The sequence below is a fragment of the Brumimicrobium oceani genome (assembly GCF_003143775.1).
Lineage (GTDB): Bacteria > Bacteroidota > Bacteroidia > Flavobacteriales_D > Crocinitomicaceae > Brumimicrobium > Brumimicrobium oceani.
In genome coordinates this window covers 1-17,260 of sequence record NZ_QFRJ01000021.1, presented here as the reverse complement: position 1 = coordinate 17,260, position 17,260 = coordinate 1, and the positions used below count along the sequence as shown (strand labels likewise).

The window sequence follows — 17,260 nt, the reverse complement described above, 5'->3', positions numbered from 1 at the left end:
TATTTTTTTGGAATTGAAATCCTGAAGGGATGATATATTTTAGCTAAGGATGTAAATCCTTGGCTTAAAATAGCAAAAGTCAAACTAACCTTGAAGGGGTGATATTAAATAAAATTAAAAACAATAAAACATGGTTTTAGAAGATATTCAAAAAGACATTCAGGAAGGAATTCCATCAGTAATTCCACCTGCTAAACCGTATGATTCATCTGTTAATCATGCACCAAAAAGAAAGCAAATTCTGAGTAAAGAGGAAGAAAAGCTAGCGTTGAAAAATGCTTTGCGTTATTTTCCTTCTGAGCAACACGCAGAATTGCTGCCAGAGTTTAAGGAGGAATTAGCGACTTATGGACGTATTTACATGCACCGCTACCGACCAGATTATAAACTACACGCTAGAGATATCAAAGAATATCCGGGGAAATGTGACCAAGCAAAAGCAATCATGTTGATGATCCATAACAACTTGGATTACGCAGTAGCTCAACATCCACATGAGTTAATTACTTACGGAGGAAACGGAGCAGTATTCCAAAACTGGGCACAATATCGTTTAACAATGAAATATTTGTCTGAAATGACGGAGGAGCAGACTTTAGCAATGTATTCTGGTCACCCAATGGGGCTTTTTCCATCACATAAAGACGCACCAAGAGTTGTGGTTACCAACGGAATGATGATTCCAAATTATTCTAAGCAAGATGATTGGGAGAAGTTTAACGCACTTGGCGTAACGCAATACGGACAAATGACCGCGGGTTCTTTTATGTACATAGGACCGCAAGGAATTGTGCATGGAACAACAATCACCGTATTGAATGCTGGAAGAAAAATTTCCGAAAATGGAGAGGATCTGACAGGAAAATTATTCCTTACATCAGGATTAGGCGGAATGTCAGGAGCACAACCAAAAGCAGGGAATATTGCAGGTTGTATTACCGTTTGCGCCGAAATCAACGAAAAAGCAACGCATACACGCCATTCTCAAGGTTGGGTAGATGAGGTAATTTCAGATTTAGATGAATTGGTTACCCGAGTAAAAGTTGCAAAAGCAAACAAGGAAGTCATTTCTATTGCTTACCAAGGAAATATCGTTGATGTTTGGGAGAGATTTGATAAAGAAAACGTGAAAGTTGACTTAGGGTCTGACCAAACTTCATTGCATAATCCATGGGCTGGAGGATATTATCCAGTTGGTTTCTCTTTGGAAGAGTCCAACAAAATGATGGCAGAAAACCCAGAGCAATTCAAAAAAGAAGTTCAAAAAACACTTGTTCGTCATGCGAATGCTGTAAATAATCACACAGCAAATGGAACTTATTTCTTTGATTACGGAAACGCCTTTTTATTAGAAGCGTCACGAGCTGGAGCAGATATCATGGCAGAAAACGGAATTGATTTCAAATATCCATCTTATGTTCAAGACATCATGGGGCCTATGTGTTTTGATTATGGTTTCGGACCTTTCAGATGGGTTTGTGCATCTAACGACCCAGCAGATTTATTGAAAACAGACGAAATTGCATGTCAAGTTTTAGAAGAATTACAGAAAGACAGTCCAGCTGAAATTCAGCAACAAATGGCAGATAATATTCAATGGATTAAAGGCGCACAAGAAAATAAATTGGTTGTGGGATCACAAGCGAGAATCTTATACGCTGATGCATTGGGAAGAATGAAAATCGCTGAAGCATTCAATAAAGCCATAGAGAAAGGAGAAATTGGACCAGTTATTTTGGGAAGAGATCACCACGATGTTTCAGGAACTGATTCACCGTACAGAGAGACTTCAAACATATACGACGGTTCAAAATTCACTGCCGACATGGCGATTCAAAACGTAATCGGGGATTCTTTCCGAGGTGCAACTTGGGTTTCTATTCACAATGGTGGTGGAGTAGGTTGGGGAGAAGTCATTAACGGTGGTTTCGGAATGTTACTTGATGGAACAGCAGATGCAGACAGAAGATTAAAATCAATGTTGCATTGGGATGTAAACAACGGAATCGCAAGAAGAAACTGGGCCAGAAACGAAGGCGCAACTTTTGCAATAAAACGTGCCATGGAAATGGAACCCTTGTTGAAAGTTACGGTACCGAATTTGGTGGATGACTCTTTGTTCGGAGAGTAAAAAACATCCAAACAAAAAACATATTTAAAAAGGAATTACGTAGGGACGGTTTGCAAACCGTCCCTTTCCATTTTTAAAATATTGTGGTAATGTTTGTGGAAATACACGTTTTTTGTTGAAAAAGATTAATGATTTTTTCAATGTATTAATTTTTTCAAAGCTTGCCTTATGATTGTTGCCTTCGGACGGGCTCAGTCAACGAGGTAACGCTCCGGTGACTGAGCTTGTCGAAGTTACCGGAATTGGATGACTATTTTTGAAGTTAACTTTTAAATTTAAATGGCTTCCTAACTTCTTCCCAAGGAATTAAATCTTCCTTTTTGTTCTTCTTAGTTCGCTCTAGAATAATTTCCTTCTGCCATTCAGGGATTTCAAAACCCTTATCAGAAGTTTCTAGTCCTAGTTGATTAAAGAGTTCCATAAAAAAGTCGAACTTATCTTCAGGTTTTTTTAATGTAATTTCGTTTATGGGTTAAATGTATTTATCTTACCCAGTTTGCATTAGGGTCTTTGTGCATTGAAACTATAGAATAAATACGAACTGTTTTTGTTTTTTGATTAACTATGTAATGGATTAAATATGGGAAGTTTTTAACTCTAACGCATCGGACATTCTCGTATCTTATTTGATATAAAAGTGCATCATTCTTCAAGGAATTCATTTCTCTTTTTGCAGAGTTATAAAATCGTGTTCCAAGTGAATCTTTTTTCTGATTATAGAAATTAACCGCTTCTTGAATATCTCCATAAACATGATCATTTGCTTCTACGTTGAATTTATGCTTCAAAATCTACAAATTGATTTTTTTATCCAAATCATCGATAGAAAAGAAATCTTCCTCTTTAGCATTCTTAATTCTATCAAGAACAACTTCCTTCTGCCATTCAGGGATTTCAAAATCCTTATCAGAAGTTTCTAATCCCAATTGATTAAACACCTCCATAAAAAAGTCGAACTTATCTTCAGGTATTTTTAATGTAATCTCTTTCATATTATAAATATACAAACTTATTATTAAAGTTAGCAAAATGATTTGGCATTATGAAAAATGTGTTCTTTTAGAAAATCCGCTTAAATCCGCGTTGCTTGTAGCTCTGCTGAGCTTGTTGTAGCATCCGTGTCATCCGCGTTCCGTCATCCCTATTTGCACCAAACCAACCTGTGGTCTTCGAATATCTAGATTTTCCTTATCTTTATCCAATTCAAAAAGAGAGCAACATGTATAAAAAACTATTCGTTATCCCAATTCTTGGAAGTCTGTTGATCGGATGTAGCCAAGAGCAAGAGGGTAATCTAGAACAAGAAGAAATGAAAACAACTTTAGAGTATCCAAAAACAGAGGAACGCAGTGATGCCGACACTATTTTTGATAGAGTTATTGTAGATCCATACCGTTGGTTAGAGGACGACATGAGTGATGAAACAGCAGATTGGGTAAAAGCACAAAATAAAGTGACTTTTGACTACCTTGATGAAATTCCTTACCGCGATGATTTAAAAGATCGTTTATCGGAATTGTGGAACTACGAGAAAATTTCTGCACCTTCTAAAAAAGGAGATTATGTTTATTATTCTAAAAATGACGGATTACAAAATCAATACGTTGTTTACAGAAAAGATGCAGATGGAAACGAAGAAGTTTTCTTAGATCCAAATACTTTTTCCGAAGACGGAACAACGTCTTTAGGTCAACTATCTTTCACGGAAGATGGAACTTTGGCCGCTTATGCTATTTCTGAAGGGGGTTCAGATTGGAGAAAAGTAATTGTAATGGATGCGGTGAAAAAAGAGATTCTTGAAGACACATTAATTGATGTGAAATTCTCTGGACTTTCTTGGAAAAACAACGAAGGATTCTTCTATAGCAGTTACGATAAGCCAAAAGGAAGTGAATTATCTGCAAAAACAGACCAACACAAATTATACTACCACAAATTAGGAACTGCTCAGTCGGAGGACAAGGTGATTTATGGAGCAACGGAAGAGCAAAAAAGAAGATATGTTGGAGGATCAGTTTCTAAAGACGGAAAATACTTGTTTATTTCTGGTTCAGTTTCAACATCAGGAAATGAATTGAGCGTTTTAGATTTAACCAAAGAAAATGCAGAGATTAAGCCATTGGTGACTGGTTATGATCAAGATGCTGGAGTGGTAACAACAAAAGATGAAACATTCTATATCTCTACCAACTTAAACGCACCAAATAAGCGATTAGTAAAAACGACATTCGCGAATCCAACAACGGACAACTGGATAGATGTGATTCCAGAAACGAAAAATGTACTTTCTATTTCGAAAGGAGCAGGATATTTCTTCGCACAATATATGGTAGATGCCATTTCTGAAGTAAAACAATATGACTATGATGGAAAATTAATTCGTTCAGTTGAACTTCCTGGAGTTGGTTCAGCAGGTGGATTTGGAGGAAAAGAAGAAGACGAAGTTTTGTATTATTCTTTCACAAATTACACGACGCCTGGAAGTGTATTCGAATTTGATCCAGAAACGGGCGCATCAGACGATTATTGGAGACCAGAAATTGATTATAATCAAGAGGACTTTGTTTCAGAGCAGGTATTTTATACATCTAAAGACGGTACGAAAGTTCCAATGATTATTACACACAAAAAAGGAATTGAAATGAATGGAAAGAATCCAACGATTCTTTATGGTTACGGTGGATTTAACGTGAGTTTGACACCTTCTTTCTCGATTGCAAATGTAGTGTGGATGGAAAATGGAGGAATCTATGCCGTTCCAAACCTTCGTGGAGGAGGAGAATATGGAAAAGAATGGCACAATGCAGGAACGAAAATGCAAAAACAAAATGTGTTTGATGACTTCATTTCGGCAGCACAGTATTTAATAGACAATCAATATACATCATCTGACTTCTTAGCGTTACGTGGTGGATCGAACGGTGGATTATTGGTTGGAGCAACAATGACGCAAGAACCAGATTTAGCAAAAGTAGCATTGCCAGCCGTTGGTGTTTTAGACATGATTCGTTACCATACATTTACTGCAGGTGCTGGTTGGGCTTATGATTATGGAACAGCTGAAGATTCTCCAGAAATGTTGGATTATTTATTGGGATATTCTCCAGTTCACAACGTGAAAGAAGGAGTTTCTTATCCAGCAACAATGATTACAACAGGAGATCATGACGATAGAGTTGTTCCTGCGCATTCATTTAAATTTGCCGCAGAATTACAAAAGAAAAACGGAGGTGATGCACCAATGTTAATTCGTATTGAAGTAAACGCTGGACACGGCGCTGGAACTCCAGTGAGCAAAACGATTCAGCAATATGCCGATATTTATGGATTTACACTTTATAATATGGGAGTGAAAGAATTAGGAATGAAGAATTAAAAATGAAAAATCCGACGTTATCGGGTATTCATTTTAGCTTTTAAAATTAGCCAGTTGTGAAGTTTTGCTTTGCAGCTGGTTTTTTTATTTATATCGCTACCATTTAAATTAATCTAATCAACAAATCGACCTTTCAAAGCTTCTACCAAATCGGTTTTATAATTACGTGAAACAGGATACTGTTCTTGATCTTGGAGTACAACACTTTGTCCTTCTAATTTTTCAATGTGATCTAAATTGATAATATGTGATCGGTGACAACGAAATAATTTATCGTGTATTCGTTCATAAACCTTGAGTGGTTTTGAGGATAGAATAACTTTGTCAGTCAATTGAAATTTGCTGTACATTCCATCTGCCGTAATGGATATTATATCTTGAATATTGATAAAATAAGTTCCCTCATGTGATTTAATTACAATTACATTTTGATTTTCTATTGTTTTGAGTTGTTGATAGGTATTTTGCGCTTTCTTTTCGTTAATAATGCGATTCATACATTCCGAAAGTTCATTGTGATCTATTGGTTTCAATAAATAATCGAAAGCAGAAAGTCTAATTGCTTGAATCGTATATTGATCGTATGCCGTGACAAAAATCAATTTGAAATTGAATTCCTCTTCATTTAAAAATGATCTGATTTTGAGTCCAATATGTTCGGGCATTTGAATGTCTAAAAACACAACATCAGGCTTCTCTTTTCGAATTAAATCAACGCCTTCCAATAAACTTTTAGCCTCACCTACTAATTGGTACGGAAGTCCGAGTGTTTCTATTGAAAAAATCAATAGTTCTCTTGGGTTAGGTTCGTCATCGATTACAATATATTTAATCATATTCTATAACTTTTATGGTGGTTTTCGTTCCTTGATCACTAGATGCAATTTCTAAATCAACACTTATTTCATTGAGGGAATTGATATATGAAATTCGCTTTCTAATGGCTTTCATCGCAAAAGATTCTGGCTTTTTATTTTCTGCGTTAATTTGATTTGCTTTTTCTATTCCAATACCATTATCGATGATTTCTAAGGAATAAGATAAATCGTCAATTTTGTGAAGTGTAATGCTGATCTTCTTTTCACCATGTTTATGTTTTAATCCATGATGAATTGAATTCTCGGCAATGGGTTGTGTGATTAAAGACGGTATTCTAAAGTCTTCTAAATCCATTTCTTCATTGATATTCATCTCAATAATCAACTCCTCTTCAAATCGATTTCTTTCTAATTCTAAATAGTTATTGAGAATATCTAACTCTTGCTTTAAGGATATCAATTCTTTCTGTGAATAGTTCAAAATACCCCGCATTAAAGAAGAAAATTTCTGAACCATTTTAAAGGCTGCACTGGTTTCTTTTTTCGCAATTTTCAATTGAATGGATGAAAGGGTATTGAAGACAAAATGTGGATTCATTTGTGAACGAATTGCGGTTAATTCTGATTTAAACAATCTTGTTTTTAATCGTTCTTCTTGAATTCGTTTTAGATTTTCTTTTTTCATCAAATTCAACCTTCTTTTTTGAATGATAATCAATAAGAAAGTAATGGAAAGAAAAATGATGAGGATAAACCAATATGATTTGTAAAAAGGAGAATTGACATAAGTTTTAACGCTATACTTTTGATTGACATCGTTGTTTTTCAGCATAAATAGCAAAACTGAATTTCCTTCAGGAACGAAAGCTAAATTAAATTGGAAAGCATTTTGTTGATTGGGGGATATTTTCGTCCATTCTTCTTCCTGTTCACCGATGGTATAAAATAAATCATAGTGCGTGAAGAAGGACAAGTCTTTATTTGATTTTAAAAATAATTCAATCCCTTTGTTTTTATAGGACAAATTAATAGTTTCAGAAATTGTTTTACCATTCTTTCCGTTGATGATCAGAGCTATATTTTCAGGTGTGGTTTTGTATAAGAACTCCGAATAGTTTTGAATAATATATACCTTATTTAAAGTTGTGATGTATAAATCAGTTTTGCTTTTTGAAATGTTTACTATGTCTTTCCCTTTTGTTAGCGTTGAGATAAAGTTGATTTTTCTTCCTTGATTTAGTTTTGCGTTGAATAAAACGACTTCTGATTTATTATAGCAGAGGGCTTCTTCGCCATTTATCTGGGTGACATTTCGAATATTACTTATCGGTAATTGAGCTGTTTTTCCCGAACGTAATCCAACAGCTTCTCCGTTGAAATCAAACATGTAAAGTGCTTTTTTGAGTCGAAGTACCTCTGTGATGTTTCGTTCTTTTTCCACTGTGGTAACAACTGAAAAGTCATTGCGATTGACAATTTTTAAACCAGTTTTTGTCCCTAAATAAAATAGGTCTTCTTCGGAAGAATAGTGAATCGAATTATGCCATATCCCTTTGTCTATTTTAATCGCTTTGGTCAAATTTTGAAAATCTTCAGAAGTAGCAACAAAAAGTTCGTCGTCAACAAAAATAGCTTTAGTAGAATGAACATTTTCAGATTCAATTACAGTATGAGTAGTTAAATCAATTTTAAATAGCTGATCACAATAAACATATAGAAGGTCATCCTTTCCGACAATCGATTGAACCTCACCGTTTTTACTGAGGTGAATTACTTTCTTAATACCTTGCGCAATATCCCATGAAATAAGCGAACCAAGGTTTGTTCCTAAAAACAAGTAGTCATTCGTTAGATAAGAAGTCACAATTTTTTCTTTCCATTGGAGAATGGAACTAATGTCATTTTGTAAAATATGAATCGAGGGAATTTGAAGAACTCCTTCATATTTTGTGCCGAGCCAAATATTCTCAAATTGGTCGAATGATACGGCATGAATTGGTGTTCCGCGGTAATAATGTTGCCATTTCTGTTGTTTAGGATTCCATAGCGATAATCCATCATTGTGTCCAATTGTAATTAGTCCAGTTTCATGAATTTTGATGTCGTAAAGTTTTACATTTAAAAGTCGAATTGGCAAATCAAATCGCATATTAATTTGACTGGATTTTTGATCGAATTCATAGACAATGTTATCTGATACTAGGTAATTGTTTTTTTCTGTGGTGAATACTTTATGAATGGTCTTTTTAAATGACGTGGCAGTTTTACTTTTCTTCTCAAGGTTGTAGAAGTCCGTTGTGGTTGAGCTTTGCCTGATTAAGAAATAAGCTCCTTTTGTTTTGATAAACCCATGATGATAAAAGTCAGTTCCAATATCGATTTTTGTAAACTTATCTTTTTGACCTACAAAAAGGGAATTCGGAGTCGTTACAAATATCGAATCTTCAATCACGATTAGGTCTTTAATGTTTTCTTCGAAATGTTTAATAAATAAAAGACTATCATTTTTTAGACGATATATGCTATTATTGAAGCTTAAAGCATAGACTTTTTCTTTTTGTAAATATATTTTATGAAAAGTTTCTTCTGATTCACTGTGAAGTGGTGATAGCACTTTTCCTGTATATCTGAATAGCCCTTTTTCTGAGGCAATCAATATTTCATTCTTGGCTTTATATTCGACAATATCATATACAGTTCCGAAATGTTCATAGTCAATAGGAATAGTCATTGGTTCATTTTCCTGACTAAATAGAGGGAAACAAAGTAAAAATGTGATGAATGCTATTATGTAATGTTTAAACATATTCAAAATTAATATAAAAAAAATCGATGGTTTTGTCGTTTAGCAATTATATCTGTTGTTCAGCAATTGCTTACAAATAATTTGACCTCTTCTTGTTTAATTTGCTCTGAATTTAAAATAAAAATCTAAGAAAAATGAACAAGATCACCCTGTTTATCGCATTACTTTGCCTTGGTAGTTACTCCACAGCTCAGCTTGGTGCACTAAAAAATGCAAAGAACAAAATTGAGAATTCTAAAGCGAGTGTAAAGTCTGCATCAATGCCTGTTATTGGTGAAAAAGAATTAGATGAGCAAACTTATGCGGACCATGATCGATTGTTTGTGGCAGAAAACGGTCAAATGATTATTAAAGGAGTACACACCGCAGATTATACAGATGATATTGATTTCTCTGGAAATTATTACATCAATACCTTTGCCATTGAAGCACCTGCCAACCATTTCAGTAAGGATACTGCAAAAGCTTATTTAGGGTTTGCAATTGAATACGACCAAGAAAAACACACTATGCAAATTCATTGGGATGAAGGAAACTCAAATTATGCAATGGTGCCAGATCGATATAAGTCATCTGCTGACAAAGGAAATGTAATGTTTCAAATGGGAATGACAGGTGGACCATCTTCTTGGTATAATGCAGAATGTTTATTGTTAGAACCAGGTGTAATTTTAATAGGTGCTAATGTATACCATAAAAATGATGAGATTGGACACCAGTGGATGAACAATATTACACCAGAATCTTTCATCATCGCTGCCAAAGACACTACGAAGTTTAAAGAGTACCAAAAAAATGTAGAGTACACATCGCAAGTTGTTTTTGAGAAATTTGATGCATTACGTGCCATGTGGAAAAACGATGAAATTAAAGATGCGAAGCCATTGCCTGCAGAAGGAATGAAAGACGCGGCTTTGAAATCTGACGCTTTGGCTTTGATTCAAAGAACTGCAAAAGGGTACAAATGGAAAGAAGAAGTAATCTATGCTTATGTGACTTCAACAGATTGGGAAATTAAAAAACATCCTTTTACTGGAGCAACATTAAAACGAGTAGCCAAAGCTATTGTGGTAATGAAAACACCTCAAGGTAATTATAAACGCGAAGGTTTTTACATCGCTCAAGATTATGTTGGAGGAGGAAACTTTGGAAAAACGTATATGCTGTATAACGACCAAAGAATCTACTATGTGAATCCAAATGATGCAATGAAATATAAAAACTAATCAACTTAAATAAATTAAAAGATGAAAAAAACAATACTAATATTATCGGCTATTGCTCTTTCTTCTTTGGGAGGAGTGCTTAATGCCCAACAAATACCTACACAAGATTTAGTTGTAGAATATAAATTTGACAATAATGACTTAATAGAAACGAGCGGAAGCACATATAACGCTGGAGGTCTAACATCATCAGGGACAGTTAGCTATGTTCAAGGAATAGAAACAGCAACTAGTGCTATTTCGCCTGACGGAGCATCGCTTAGCAATGTAGGAAACATTACTTTTTCTGGAAATGTAAAAGAATACGTAGTCAGTTTTTGGTTTAAAGCAAATCAAGGAACTGGTGATTTTAAGTTATTAGAATTAAAAGACCCAGGTAGTAGTAATGGATTAACAATTAACGTCCTTGATAACGCCAATAACACTAATACTTTAACGGTTGATCAAGCGTCTTTTGGGACAAGCCCTTCTGGTTCGTATAATTCTTTTGAAAGTTATTTAGATAACGAATGGCATCATTTAGCCGTAAAATTGATTTATTCGGCGATTGAAGGAAAATATTATTTACATACCTATCTTGATGATGTTGAAGTTATGGATGAGCAATATCCAGTTAGCTTATATAGTCTTTGGGTTTTTGGAGGTTTAGACATTTATTTACCTTCACAGGCAACAGGAAACGGTACATCTCAAGATTTAAAAATTGACAATTTCCGTTTTTATGAATTCCCTATTACTCAAACGGATATAACTGCATTATATAACGAGAAAAACGCTTCTTCTAACTGTGCTAACATTGTAAACATACCAGATGCTAATTTTAAAACTAGGTTACTAGAACTTGGTACAATAATTACAGGCCCAGGAATTTACCCGATAGATACTGACGGAGACGGTGAAATTTGCGAATCAGAAGCGCAAGCCTACACAGGAAATATATTCTTAGTTGGTCAAGGGATAAACGATCTTACAGGAATTGAAGCTTTTACTGCTATAACAGAATTAAATTGTATGCAAAATAACTTAACTAACTTAGATGTTTCAGCAAATACAGCTTTAATTAGATTAGATTGTAGTCTTAACCAATTAACAAGTTTAAATGTTGCAAATGGAAACAACAATTTAATGTCAACAATGTTTGCGCATAACAACCCTAACCTAACTTGTATACAACATGATGCTGGTTATACACCTGTACCTTATTCTCAAGGCCAAGGTTGGAATAAAGATGCAACTGCATCTTGGAGCACAAATTGTAATTCTAGCTGTGCTAACATTGTAAACATACCAGATGCCAATTTTAAAGGTGCGTTATTACAACATGGTACAGGAGGACTTTTTGCAGGTACAGGAGTAATTGATACAGACGGAGATGGTGAAATTTGTGAAACAGAAGCACAAGCCTATACAGGAAGCATTTTTTTGCCTGGCATAGGTGTTAGCGATCTTACAGGAATTGAAGCTTTTACTTCTTTAACAGTATTAGATTGCCCGTCAAATCTATTAACTAACATAGATTTATCTTCTAACACAGCTTTAACTTGGGTGTCATGTCGTAATAATCAATTAACAAGTTTAGATGTAAGCGCAAATACAGCATTAACATATCTGGAGTGTAATGGTAACAACTTAACAAGTTTAAATGTGGCTAATGGTAACAATAGTAATATTACAGCCATGAAGTCTGAAAACAACCCTAGTTTAACTTGTATTCAACACGATAGTGGTTTTGATCCAACAACCAATTCTGGTTGGACTAAAGATGCAACTGCATCTTGGAGTGAAAATTGCGGTACAGCTGGAATTGAAGATTTTGAATCTGCTTTGAATATTTCCATTTACCCTAATCCTACAAACGGTGAATTCTCAATAGACTTGGGAGAAACGATTCAATCTTTAACAATTTACATTACGGACATTACTGGAAAAGAAGTATATTCTAATGGTTATAAATCTACACAAAAAGTAAATCTTAACTTAAACGATTCTCCTGGAGTTTATTTTGTAACAATAGAAGCAGATGGGGTTCAATCGAAATATAAGTTAGTCAAAAAATAATTGAAAATGAAAAAATTGTACACAACATTTTTGGCTATAGCAATAAGCTTGTCGGCTTCAGCGTTAAATAGATTATATGTAGATGATGATGCTACCGGTAGTAATGATGGAAGTTCATGGGCAGATGCCTTCACAGATTTAAACGACGCGCTTTTGCATGTAGCAAGTTCTAGTAATTATAATGGATCAGAAATATGGATTGCAGAAGGCTTCTACACAAGATTATCCAATACTCAAAGCTTCATAGTGGATAATAATGCTCTATTATATGGTGGGTTTGCAGGTAATGAAACAGATCTTAATCAAAGGGATATAAAGAATCACCCAACTATTATAAGCGGAGATGTAGGTTGGAATGATATAGGAGCTCCAAGTAGTTCAAATCCATATATGATGCATGATAATGCAGCGCATGTATTTAAAGTTCAAAGTACTAACCGTGCTTTGTTTGACGGATTAATTATAGAAGGTGCATATAGTACAACTGAATCGGGCGGTGGAATTAATGTAATTAGTAGCTCACTTGAAAACTTGCAAATTTCGAATTGTATCATTAGAGAAAATGTTGCGAATAGCAGAGCTGGAGTATTGTATTATACTGATTTCAATACTAGTGGATTCTACATGTTTAATAATAGAATTGAGGATAATGTTAATACAGATGCTTCAACTTCTAGCACCATAGAATTTAGAATTACAAGTTCGAACAGTATTTATGCTGATGTTCATTTTATAAACAACTTGTTTAAAAACAATACTTCAGAGTCTTCATTTCATATGGGCACATGTGCAAAGTTTACAGCCTATGGTGGTAGTGATATTGATTTATTTTTGACAAACAACACCTTCGTTAACAACCCACAAAACGGAAATAATGCAAATAATGTTTCATCACTTATCGTCTATCAACATGGAGGTGGAGGGAGTTCGCTTCACGCATTTGTAAACAATAATATTTTCTATAATAACCCTGGCGTAACAGATATATTTGGAGAGAGTATACATGGTAGTAGTGTAACAGGTACATTGAATACATCAAATACGAGTTCTAATCAAAACGTTCAGGATTTTGCAGATAACTTGAACTTGTCAAATACACAAGTCATTAATTCATCTCCATTTACTGATTATGCCAGCGAAGACTACACACCAATAATGCCGTATCAAACTACGGGAGATTTAAATTACTACGATAGTCAATATTTAAATAACTCATTTTATGGGCAAGAATATCCAACAATTGATTTAGCTGGAAATCCAAGATTTGATGGGCAGGGTAACCTCTCGATTGGTGCGTATCAATATGATGAAACAGCAAATATAGAGCGCGTTGCAGATGTTAATTTTAACGTGTTTCCTAATCCTTTTACTGAAGAAGTACACATTAAGTCGAATGCTAGAATTGAAAGTGTTGTAATTAGCAACGCGATGGGTCAAGTGGTTTATGAATCACATGAGGTGAATTCGAAAAGTTATACGACTGACTTATCAGCGCTAGATGCAGGAGTATACTTCGTTAATGTTGAATATGTTGACCATAAAGGCCAATCTAGTAAAATTGTTAAATGATTTTTAACTGAATACAACCAGAAATCTAAATCTAAGCTTAATTGTATTTGGAATAAAAATACGATCAAAGTTAAATAATGGATTCATTTTTACTCAGATATTCCTTGTAATTATTGAATATAACCAGTTACATAGTCATGCGTAACTGGTTTTTTTATTAAATGCCTATCCGATACTTAACCAGTAAATATATCTAACCTATCAATAATGTGAATAAGCGGTTAACTGACAACATCCTTCGCAAATTTCTATTTCCAACCAGTTGAAAAAAGAAATTCACACCAGGATGACTTTAGGCTAGGGTCATATTTCAAGCGAGAGGAAAAAACTGTCATCCTTCCATATTTGAAAATTAAGATTTTCAAATATGGAAGGGTCTGGCCAAGTTAAAGAGAGTACTTTTTATTGTAGTATATCAAACAACTGGTAAAATTCCAGATAAGCTTTTTTTATTATAAAACGCTCTACGTTTATTAGTTTAATCCAGAACTGAATTGATGAAGGGTTTGTCTGGAAGTAATTTGAACTTTAATTGAAATTCAATCTACCTAGTTCTAAAAAGTTTGGATATTCTAAGCTGAATCCAAACCCATGGGTAAAGAATTTTAATTATAATATTTTTCTCATATGTGGTTTGCCTCGCTATTCTCTCGTTTTTAGCAAGTTAGATGCTGTAGAGTGTTATTGTTCCTAAATCTTATCTGACATCACAATTTGGTAACATCCAAAAAGTCGTTCTTCTAACTTTTCATTCTATCTTTACAGCTCGAAAAAAATATTAATTAAATTTTCGCAAGATTGCGAGAATAAAAACAAGCTTTATTTAAGATGAAGAAACTTTACCTTTTTATGCTAACCGCATTAATGATCACTTTTTCAAGTGAATTAATTGCACAAGACATTGTGATTACTGAAATAATGTATAACCCACCAGAGTCAGGTACCGATTCATTAGAGTTTATTGAACTTTATAATAATGGTATCACGAATGTTGATCTTACTGGATGGTCATTTTCTCAAGGTGTATCACATACCTTTGGCGCTGTTACAATGAACCCGGGAGAATACGTAGTAGTCGCAGTTGACGCGGGAGCTATACAAAATGTATTTGGATATTCAACTGCAATTGAATGGACTTCAGGTGGTTTATCCAATGGAGGAGAAAACATCGTTCTAGTAGATGCAGGAGGAATCACTGTGGACCAGGTGGATTACGATGACAGTGGAGTATGGCCTAGCGGATTTTCCTCTGGTAATCCAGATGGAGGTGGTGCTTCCCTTGTTTTGTGTGATCCAAATTCTGACAATGATGATGGATCGAATTGGTTTGCTTCAACAACAAATAGTGGTGTTACTATCAATGGTAATGTTGCCCTTGCTAGTCCTGGTGCAGCAGATAATGTTTGTTTAACACTTTGTAACTCTGTATCATCTTTTACAGCAGTTGCATGTGCTAGCTATACAGTGCCAAGTGGAGATGAGGTGTACACAACTAGTGGAATATATTTGGATACAATTCCAAACGCAGCAGGATGTGATTCTGTTATGACAATTGATTTAACAATTAACAACGCAACAATAGGAACCGATGTTCAGGTAGCTTGTGGAAGTTTCACATGGATTGATGGAATGACTTACACTGCTTCAAACAACGCAGCAACTTCAACAATAGTTGGTGGAGCGGCAAATGGTTGTGACTCAATTGTAACTTTAGATTTAACAATTAACCCAGTTGCAACAGGAACAGATGTTCAAACAGCTTGTGGAAGTTTCACTTGGATTGATGGTGTAACATATACTGCTTCAAACAGTACAGCAACTTCAACAATCGTTGGTGGAGCAGCGAATGGTTGTGATTCAATAGTAACTTTAGATTTAACAATCAACCCAGTTGCAACAGGAACAGATGTTCAAACAGCTTGTGGAAGTTTCACTTGGATTGATGGTGTAATATACACTGCTTCAAACAATACAGCAACGTCAACAATCGTTGGTGGAGCGGCAAATGGTTGTGATTCAATTGTGACCCTAGATTTAACAATCAATAACGCAACAACAGGAACAGATGTTCAGGTAGCTTGTGGAAGTTATACTTGGATTGATGGAGTAACTTACACTGCTTCAAACAATACAGCAACTTCAACAATCGTTGGTGGAGCGGCAAATGGTTGTGATTCAATTGTGACCCTAGATTTAACAATCAACAGTGCAGTAACGGGAACAGATGTTCAGGTAGCTTGTGGAAGTTATACTTGGATTGATGGAGTAACTTACACTGCTTCAAACAATACAGCAACTTCAACAATCGTTGGTGGAGCGGCGAATGGTTGTGATTCAATTGTGACCCTAGATTTAACAATCAACAGTGCAGTAACGGGAACAGATATTCAAACAGCTTGTGGAAGTTTCACTTGGATTGATGGAATGACTTACACTGCTTCAAACAGTACAGCAACGTCAACAATCGTTGGTGGAGCAGCGAATGGTTGTGATTCAATCGTAACATTGGATCTAACAATTGAAAGTCCAAATGATGCTGGAACTGGAGATACAGTTACTGTTTGTATGAATGAGCCAATAGATTTCGATACGTTAAGTAGCTTGGGCACTGTAGGAACATGGTTAGACTTTACAAATACATCAGTTTCGGGTGTTAATTCGATAGCGTTGGCAGGAACTTACGAATACAGATATATTGTATCCACTTCTTTAAACTGTGATCCTGATACAGCTTTTTATAGCGTTGTAGTTGATGGAGGTTGCGATTATTTGAGTGTCGACCAAGAAATGATGTCTGATATTTCTGTATATCCAAACCCAGCTACAAGCGTTTTATCAATCTTAAATCCTTCAAACACTTCATCTTTAAAAGTGGAAATTTTAGATATGAATGGTAGAGTAGTATTGGTTGAAAATAACTTGCTAAACAACACGTCGAAAGCGACTATTTCAATTGATTATCTTCAAAAAGGAATTTACACATTACGTGTTTACAACGAAAAAGCACAAAAAACCTTTAAGATCGTAAAGCAATAAAAGTTGACTTTAATAAATTTAGAAAAGCGTTTCTCATTTGGGAAACGCTTTTTTCTTTTGGTCATAGAATTAATTCGTTTAGAATAGTAAGGTGAACTATCTCTTGTTTGTGCTTTAACCCGAAAAATTCATAGAAAGATAGGATAAAAGGGTGCAAAGTGTTATTTTTAAAGTGCTTAAACATAAAAAACATACACTTTTAGCACACCCAATTATGAGTATCAAAAATACAGTATTTTA

10 protein-coding genes are annotated in these 17,260 nt (G+C 34.8%); 6 read left to right on the top strand and 4 right to left on the bottom strand.

What is annotated here, in order from left to right:
* Positions 1-130 precede the first annotated feature (130 nt).
* The gene (locus DIT68_RS15780) at positions 131-2,131 is read left to right on the top strand and encodes a urocanate hydratase (protein ID WP_109360794.1); all 2,001 of its coding nucleotides are present in this window, start codon (positions 131-133) and stop codon (positions 2,129-2,131) included.
* Between the two features lie 482 nt (positions 2,132-2,613).
* Here the strand turns inward: DIT68_RS15780 and DIT68_RS15770 are convergent, their stop codons facing one another.
* Both DIT68_RS15770 and DIT68_RS15765 read right to left on the bottom strand, forming a co-directional pair.
* Positions 2,614-2,919 carry a hypothetical protein gene (locus tag DIT68_RS15770; protein ID WP_109360792.1) on the bottom strand — a complete coding sequence of 102 codons (306 nt, stop codon included), beginning with the start codon at positions 2,917-2,919 and terminating at the stop codon, positions 2,614-2,616.
* 3 nt (positions 2,920-2,922) lie between these two features.
* A complete protein-coding gene (locus DIT68_RS15765; RefSeq protein WP_109360791.1) occupies positions 2,923-3,123 on the bottom strand; it encodes a hypothetical protein in 201 nt (66 codons plus the stop codon).
* Between the two features lie 227 nt (positions 3,124-3,350).
* On the opposite strand from DIT68_RS15765, the gene DIT68_RS15760 reads away from it, so the two are divergent.
* Positions 3,351-5,507 carry a prolyl oligopeptidase family serine peptidase gene (locus tag DIT68_RS15760; RefSeq protein WP_109360808.1) on the top strand — a complete coding sequence of 719 codons (2,157 nt, stop codon included), beginning with the start codon at positions 3,351-3,353 and terminating at the stop codon, positions 5,505-5,507.
* Between the two features lie 113 nt (positions 5,508-5,620).
* Here DIT68_RS15760 and DIT68_RS15755 read toward each other — a convergent pair whose 3' ends face one another.
* Both DIT68_RS15755 and DIT68_RS15750 read right to left on the bottom strand, forming a co-directional pair.
* Positions 5,621-6,343 (bottom strand): LytR/AlgR family response regulator transcription factor, encoded by a 723-nt coding sequence (locus tag DIT68_RS15755; protein ID WP_109360790.1) that lies wholly within the window; start codon positions 6,341-6,343, stop codon positions 5,621-5,623.
* On the bottom strand, positions 6,336-9,131 hold the full coding sequence (locus DIT68_RS15750) for a sensor histidine kinase (protein ID WP_109360789.1): 2,796 nt from the start codon (positions 9,129-9,131) through the stop codon (positions 6,336-6,338). The genes DIT68_RS15755 and DIT68_RS15750 overlap by 8 nt, the downstream gene beginning before the upstream one ends.
* A 134-nt stretch (positions 9,132-9,265) precedes the next feature.
* Between DIT68_RS15750 and DIT68_RS15745 the strand changes: the two genes are divergently transcribed.
* From DIT68_RS15745 to DIT68_RS15730, 4 genes are all read left to right on the top strand, one after another.
* Positions 9,266-10,357 carry a hypothetical protein gene (locus tag DIT68_RS15745; protein ID WP_109360788.1) on the top strand — a complete coding sequence of 364 codons (1,092 nt, stop codon included), beginning with the start codon at positions 9,266-9,268 and terminating at the stop codon, positions 10,355-10,357.
* A gap of 21 nt (positions 10,358-10,378) precedes the next feature.
* Entirely contained in the window at positions 10,379-12,415 is a 2,037-nt protein-coding gene (locus DIT68_RS15740) for a T9SS type A sorting domain-containing protein (RefSeq protein WP_109360787.1), read from the top strand.
* A 6-nt stretch (positions 12,416-12,421) separates the two neighbouring features.
* A complete protein-coding gene (locus DIT68_RS15735) occupies positions 12,422-13,984 on the top strand; it encodes a T9SS type A sorting domain-containing protein (protein ID WP_109360786.1) in 1,563 nt (520 codons plus the stop codon).
* An 828-nt stretch (positions 13,985-14,812) separates the two neighbouring features.
* Positions 14,813-17,020 (top strand): lamin tail domain-containing protein, encoded by a 2,208-nt coding sequence (locus tag DIT68_RS15730; protein WP_109360785.1) that lies wholly within the window; start codon positions 14,813-14,815, stop codon positions 17,018-17,020.
* The last annotated feature ends 240 nt before the right edge of the window (positions 17,021-17,260 follow it).

Excerpts from the sequence above, each read along its gene's own strand:
- DIT68_RS15780 (WP_109360794.1), top strand. The coding sequence starts at position 131 with ATGGTTTTAGAAGATATTCAAAAAGACATTCAGGAAGGAATTCCATCA.
- DIT68_RS15765 (WP_109360791.1), bottom strand. The coding sequence starts at position 3,123 with ATGAAAGAGATTACATTAAAAATACCTGAAGATAAGTTCGACTTTTTT.
- DIT68_RS15760 (WP_109360808.1), top strand. The coding sequence starts at position 3,351 with ATGTATAAAAAACTATTCGTTATCCCAATTCTTGGAAGTCTGTTGATC.
- DIT68_RS15755 (WP_109360790.1), bottom strand. The coding sequence starts at position 6,343 with ATGATTAAATATATTGTAATCGATGACGAACCTAACCCAAGAGAACTA.
- DIT68_RS15750 (WP_109360789.1), bottom strand. The coding sequence starts at position 9,131 with ATGTTTAAACATTACATAATAGCATTCATCACATTTTTACTTTGTTTC.
- DIT68_RS15745 (WP_109360788.1), top strand. The coding sequence starts at position 9,266 with ATGAACAAGATCACCCTGTTTATCGCATTACTTTGCCTTGGTAGTTAC.
- DIT68_RS15740 (WP_109360787.1), top strand. The coding sequence starts at position 10,379 with ATGAAAAAAACAATACTAATATTATCGGCTATTGCTCTTTCTTCTTTG.
- DIT68_RS15735 (WP_109360786.1), top strand. The coding sequence starts at position 12,422 with ATGAAAAAATTGTACACAACATTTTTGGCTATAGCAATAAGCTTGTCG.
- DIT68_RS15730 (WP_109360785.1), top strand. The coding sequence starts at position 14,813 with ATGAAGAAACTTTACCTTTTTATGCTAACCGCATTAATGATCACTTTT.